At 75.7% G+C, this 5098-nt stretch carries 5 protein-coding genes; all 5 read left to right on the top strand.

Annotation, left to right across the window (positions count from 1 at the left end):
• On the top strand, window positions 1–520 hold a 520-nt coding region (locus tag G5C65_RS30830; protein ID WP_241266185.1), incomplete at its 5' end, for a DUF6271 family protein.
• 29 nt (window positions 521–549) lie between these two features.
• Window positions 550–1749, top strand: a complete 1200-nt coding sequence (locus G5C65_RS30825; protein WP_165302345.1) for a type III PLP-dependent enzyme — start codon at window positions 550–552, stop codon at window positions 1747–1749.
• Window positions 1746–2375: a GNAT family N-acetyltransferase gene (locus tag G5C65_RS30820; protein WP_165302344.1), complete on the top strand. Its 630-nt coding sequence runs from the start codon at window positions 1746–1748 to the stop codon at window positions 2373–2375. The genes G5C65_RS30825 and G5C65_RS30820 overlap by 4 nt, the downstream gene beginning before the upstream one ends.
• A complete protein-coding gene (locus G5C65_RS30815) occupies window positions 2350–3603 on the top strand; it encodes an MFS transporter (RefSeq protein WP_165302343.1) in 1254 nt (417 codons plus the stop codon). The genes G5C65_RS30820 and G5C65_RS30815 overlap by 26 nt, the downstream gene beginning before the upstream one ends.
• A 93-nt stretch (window positions 3604–3696) precedes the next feature.
• On the top strand, window positions 3697–5098 hold a 1402-nt coding region (locus G5C65_RS30810; protein ID WP_338146749.1), incomplete at its 3' end, for an SNF2 helicase-associated domain-containing protein.

The following is a 5098-nucleotide window of genomic DNA, read 5'->3' as shown; positions in this document are numbered from 1 at the left end:
CAGCGGGCCGGGAGAACACAGGAGTCCATCCGGCGCCCACGCGGCCACCGCGAAACCCATCCACATCAGTCAGTCCAGCAGCCCTTCACGGGGCTGCCCTGGAACCGCCTACTCACGAATTAGGAGGACCGACGCCGGGTTCCTGGCGTACCAGACGCGGTTCGCGAAGTTCTTCCTCTCCATGCTCTATCTGAACGCCGTCTACCAGCGGATGGCCGAGGAGGGCCCGGCGCTCCTGGACGAGGGACACGGCCTCCGTGCCGACCGCGTCGCCGAACTCGTCCGGAACAGCACCGGGCTGGACACCGCGGAGAACGTTCAGCGGCTGGAGGTCCTGGACCGCTCCTACCGGAAGCTCGGCGGCCGGTACGCCGCCTTCGCCGAGACCCTCGCCCCGCGCCGCGCCCGACTGCTGGACGAGGCGCGGCAGGACATGGCGGACTTCGCACGGCTGATCGAAAGCTGGGAACCGCTGATGCGGGCGAGCGACTCCGTCGGCGTTCCCGCTCCCCGGCGGTAGCCCGCACAGGCCACGACAGGGCAGGAACCATGTACGTCACCACACCGCTGCGCGAGGCGCTGGCGGCCGCCAGCGAGGACCAGATCGTCTACGACCTGCCGGGCATCGCCGGGCGCTACGCCGCGCTCACCCGCGAACTCCCCGGCGTCTCCCTGCGGTTCGCCATGAAGGCGTGCCCGCTGGACGAGGTGCTCACACTGCTGGCCGGCTGCGGCGCTGGCTTCGACGCGGCGAGCCCCCAGGAGATCGCACAGGCCCTCGGCGCCGGCGCGCCCGTCGAGCGGATCCACTACGGCAACACCATCAAGTCCGACCGGAACATCGCGGAAGCGCACCGCCTGGGCATCCGCGACTACGCGACCGACTGCGTGGAGGACGTCCTCGCCATCGCCGCGCACGCGCCCGGAGCGCGGGTGTTCTGCCGGCTGGCCACCGACGGGGAGGGCGCCCTGTGGGGCCTCAGCCGGAAGTTCGGCTGCGCGCCCGGCGACGCGCTCACCGTGCTGGAGACGGCGCGGGCCACGGGCCTGACCCCCGCCGGGCTGTCCGTGCACGTCGGCTCCCAGCAGATGACGGCCGAGGCGTGGCAGGCCGCCTTCGACCGCCTCGCGGACGTCCTCGCGGCGCTCGGCCGGCGCGGCATCCACCCCGACCACATCAACCTCGGGGGCGGACTCCCCGCCCTCGGCTACCGCGACCGGTACGGCAGGCCCCTGGAGCCCCCGCTGGACAAGATGTTCGCCGTCATCCGCGAGGGCATGCGGCGGCTGAGAGCGGTCGCACAGAGCCCGCTGGACTTCCGGATGGAACCGGGCCGCCATCTGGTCGCCGACCACGGCGCCATACGCGCCCATGTCTCCCGGCTGTCCGCACGCCGGCAGGCCGGCGGAGAGCGCCAGCACTGGCTCTATCTGAGCTGCGGGAAGTTCAACGGCCTGTACGAGATGGACGCCCTGCAGTACACCCTGGAGTTCCCGGCACACCGCGCGCGCGGCGACACGGAGCGCGTCCCCGCCGTCGTCGCGGGCCCCACCTGCGACAGCGACGACGCCTACGCACACGAGCGCGCCCTGGTGCGCGTCCCCCGGGACGCCGCCTCGGGGGACCCGGTCTGGATCCTCTCCTGCGGCGCCTACGCCACCAGCTACACGACCCGCGGCTTCAACGGCTTCAGCCCGCTCCCGCACACCTGGATACGCGACAGCGCGCGGGGCGGGGCGGACGGATGAGCGGCGACATACGGCTGCGCCCGCTGCGGTGCGGCACCGACTGGAGCGGCGTCGCCGCGCTGGAGGCCCGGGTCTACGGTCCGCTGGGCCTGTCCGAGGGCCGGGCCGCGCTGGAGTCGCGCGGGCGGGTGTCGCCGGACACCTGCTTCGTCCTGCACCGGGGGGCGCGGGTGGCGGGCTATGTACTGGCCCTGCCCTACCCGCCGTTCCAGTGCCCCGACCTCGAGCACGTGGAGGAGTGCGCCACGGAGCCCGCGCGGTCCGCGTCGCAGTCCGCGCGGTCCGTGCAGTCCGTGCAGTCCGGGCAGTCCGTGGGGGACGCCGTCCGCCACAGCCGCAACCTGCATCTGCACGACCTGGTCGTCGCCGAGGACCTCCGGGGCCGCGGCCTGGCCCGGCGCCTGCTGCGCCACCTGACCGCGACGGCGCGGGCGCGGCGGTACGAGCGGATGTCCCTGGTCGCCGTCGCGGGCAGCGCGCCCTTCTGGGCGGCACGCGGATTCCACACCGAGCGGGGCATCGCCGTCCCGGACAGCTACGGCGCGGATGCCGTCTACATGTCCATGGCGATGGCACACGACGAGAAGGCGGACAAGACTGATGCACACACTGCCCTCCCGCGCTGACGCCCCGGACGCCCCGGACGCCCGCGACTTCCGCCGGGCGCTGCTGGCCATCGCGGCGCTGTTCTGCGCACTGGGCTTCCAGTACGCGACGTGGGCGGCCCGGCTCCCCGCTCTCAAGTCCCGGCTGGACCTGACCGAGGCCGAGCTGGGCCTGCTGCTGATGGCCTGCGGCACCGGCGCGGCGATCTCGTTCCCGCTCGTCGCCGTGCTCACCCGCCGGCTGGGATCGCGGCGCCTGGCCCTGCTGTCCGCCCTGTTCCTCGGGCTGCTGCTGCTCGCGCTGGCCGCCGCGCCGAACTACCCCGTCGCCCTGGCCGTCATCTGCGCCGACGGCATCGGCGTCGGGTGTCTGAACGTCGCCATGAACGCGCAGGGAGCCGCTCTCGAATCCCGCTACCGGCGCACCGCGATGTCCCGGCTGCACGCCACCTTCAGCGCGGGCTCGCTCGGTGCCGCGCTCCTCGCCTCCGGCATGACCGCGCTGACCTCGTCGCTGGCCGCGCACTTCGGGGTCGCCACCGCGCTGGTGCTGCTGCTCACCGCCTGCTCCCGCACCGGGCTGCTGCCCGAGGAGCAGCCCGAGGAGCAGTCCGACGCGCGGCCCGGGGAACAGGAGGCGGCCGAGCGGACGCCGGACGGTACGGACGGGCGGCCCGGCGGGACGACCCGCCGCAGGATGCCGCTGCCCACCCGCGTCACCGTCTGGATGGGCTGCGGCATGGTGTTCGGCACCGTGGCGGAGGGAGCGATGAACGACTGGTCGGCGCTCTATCTCAAGGACGTCGCCCACGCGTCCTCGGGCGTCGCCCCCCTGGGGATCGCCGTCGTCTCGGTCATGATGGTGCTCGCCCGGCTGTTCGCCGACGGCTGGCGCAGCCGGTGGGGCGACGGCCGGGTGGTCCGCGTCGGCAGCGTCCTGGCGGGCGCGGGGCTGGCGTTCGCGCTCGTCTCCGGAGGCGTGGCCCCGGCCCTGATCGGCTTCGCCTGCATGGGCCTGGGTATCGCGGCCGTCACTCCGTGCGTCTATGTGGCCGCCGCCCGCCAGGGCTCGGACGCGCTCGCGCTGGTCGCCGCCATGGGCACGACCGGCCTGCTCGCCGGGCCCCCGCTGATCGGCTTCATCGCGAGCGCCAGCAGCCTGGTGTGGGGGATGGCCGCCGTCGCCGTCTCCGCCTCCCTCGTCTCCCTGTGCGCCCTGCGGATCCGCTGGCCCGCGCCGGCCGAGTGACGCGCCCCTCCGTTGTCAGTGGTGCCCCGTAGCGTGTGAGGAGTCGGGGACACCAGGGATCGGCAGATCGGCAGCGGAGCGGAGGCGGGGCGCGTGGCACGAGCGGAGCCGGAAGCGGCGGACCTCGTCCGCCGCGCCGCTGTCTTCCTGCCGGCCGCGGTCCCGCGCGAGGGGCGGGTGGCGTTCTGGTGGCCGGACGCGGCACCGCCCCCGGCGGGCCCGGCGGGTGCGGGCGGCGCGCCGCCCGCGGGGGCGGACGAGCATCTCGTCGTCGCCGGGCTGGGGCCCGTGCCGGCGCGGGTGCTGTCCGTCGGCGAGGCGCTGCCCGTGCTGACGCGGGCGCGCACGGCGGACGGGGCCCACCCGGCCGCCGCCTGCTGGGGCGCCGCCGCGCTGCACGCGCTGCGGATGGTGGCCATGGGCCGGCTGGTCGCCGCGGTCGGTGAGGGGGACGTCGACGTGTGGCGGGCCGGACCGCTGGGCGCCGAGGACGCGGCCCAGGTGCGCGGGATCGCCGCGGCCCTCCCGTTCGAGGGGCACGCCGTGCCCGTCGGCGGCGGGTCACCCGAGGAGCCGCTGCTGCCGGAGCCCGAGGCGCTGGTGCGCGCGTTCCTCGACGCGGTCGCCGACGTGCTGCCGCGCACGGCAGCCGCGCCGCTCGCCGCCGGGGAGGCGTTCGCCGGGCGGCGCCCGCAGCGGCTGGGGGAGCGGTTTCCGGCCGCGCGGGAGTGGGCGTCCGAGGTCGCCGCCGAGCTGGACGCGGGCGTGCGGATCTCGCTCCGTGTGGACCTCGCCGCGAACAGGCTGTTCGACAGCGCGGGGGACGCGGAGGAGCGGGGCGCCGTCGCCGCGGCGCTGGTGCAGGTGCACAGCGTCGCCGACCCCACGCTGGTGGCGGATGCGGCGGACCTGTGGCGCGGCGAGGCGGAGTACCTCGGCCCGCGGGCCCGGTCCGGCGCGGTGCTCGCCGTCCGGCGGGCCGCCCGGGTGTGGCCCCCGCTGGGGCGGCTGCTCGACCGCCCGGCCCCCGATGTGCTGCCGCTCAGCGAGGAGGAGACCGACGCGCTGCTGGGCCGCGCCGGGCAGCGGCTCGCCGCCGCCGACGTCGCCGTGCACTGGCCGCGCACCCTCGCCCGCGAGCTGACCGCCGCGGCGACCGTACGGGCGCGCGGCGCGCAGGCGCCCGGCTCCGCGGCCGACAGCTTCGGCTTCTTCCAGGAGGGGCGGCTGCTGGAGTTCCGCTGGCAGCTCGCGCTGGACGGAGAGCCGCTCACCGAGAGCGAGATGGCCGAGCTCGCCGAGACCCACCGCCCCCTCGTACGGCTGCGCGACCAGTGGGTGCTGGTGGACCCCGCGCTCGTCCGCAAGGCGCGCAAGCGCGACCTCGGCCTGCTGTCCCCCGGGGACGCGCTCGCGATGGCGCTGACCGGCACGGCCGAGGTGGACGGCGAGGAGACCGAGATCGTCCCCGAGGGCGCCCTGGCCCGGCTCCGCG

Source organism: Streptomyces boncukensis, from assembly GCF_011045075.1.
Lineage (GTDB): Bacteria > Actinomycetota > Actinomycetes > Streptomycetales > Streptomycetaceae > Streptomyces > Streptomyces boncukensis.
Note: the sequence above shows the minus strand (reverse complement) of the source record. Positions and strands in the feature narration are given on the sequence as shown.

Bases quoted from the DNA above. Each gene is read 5' to 3' on its own strand.
- G5C65_RS30820 (WP_165302344.1), top strand. From the start codon at position 1,746: ATGAGCGGCGACATACGGCTGCGCCCGCTGCGGTGCGGCACCGACTGG.
- G5C65_RS30825 (WP_165302345.1), top strand. From the start codon at position 550: ATGTACGTCACCACACCGCTGCGCGAGGCGCTGGCGGCCGCCAGCGAG.
- G5C65_RS30815 (WP_165302343.1), top strand. From the start codon at position 2,350: ATGCACACACTGCCCTCCCGCGCTGACGCCCCGGACGCCCCGGACGCC.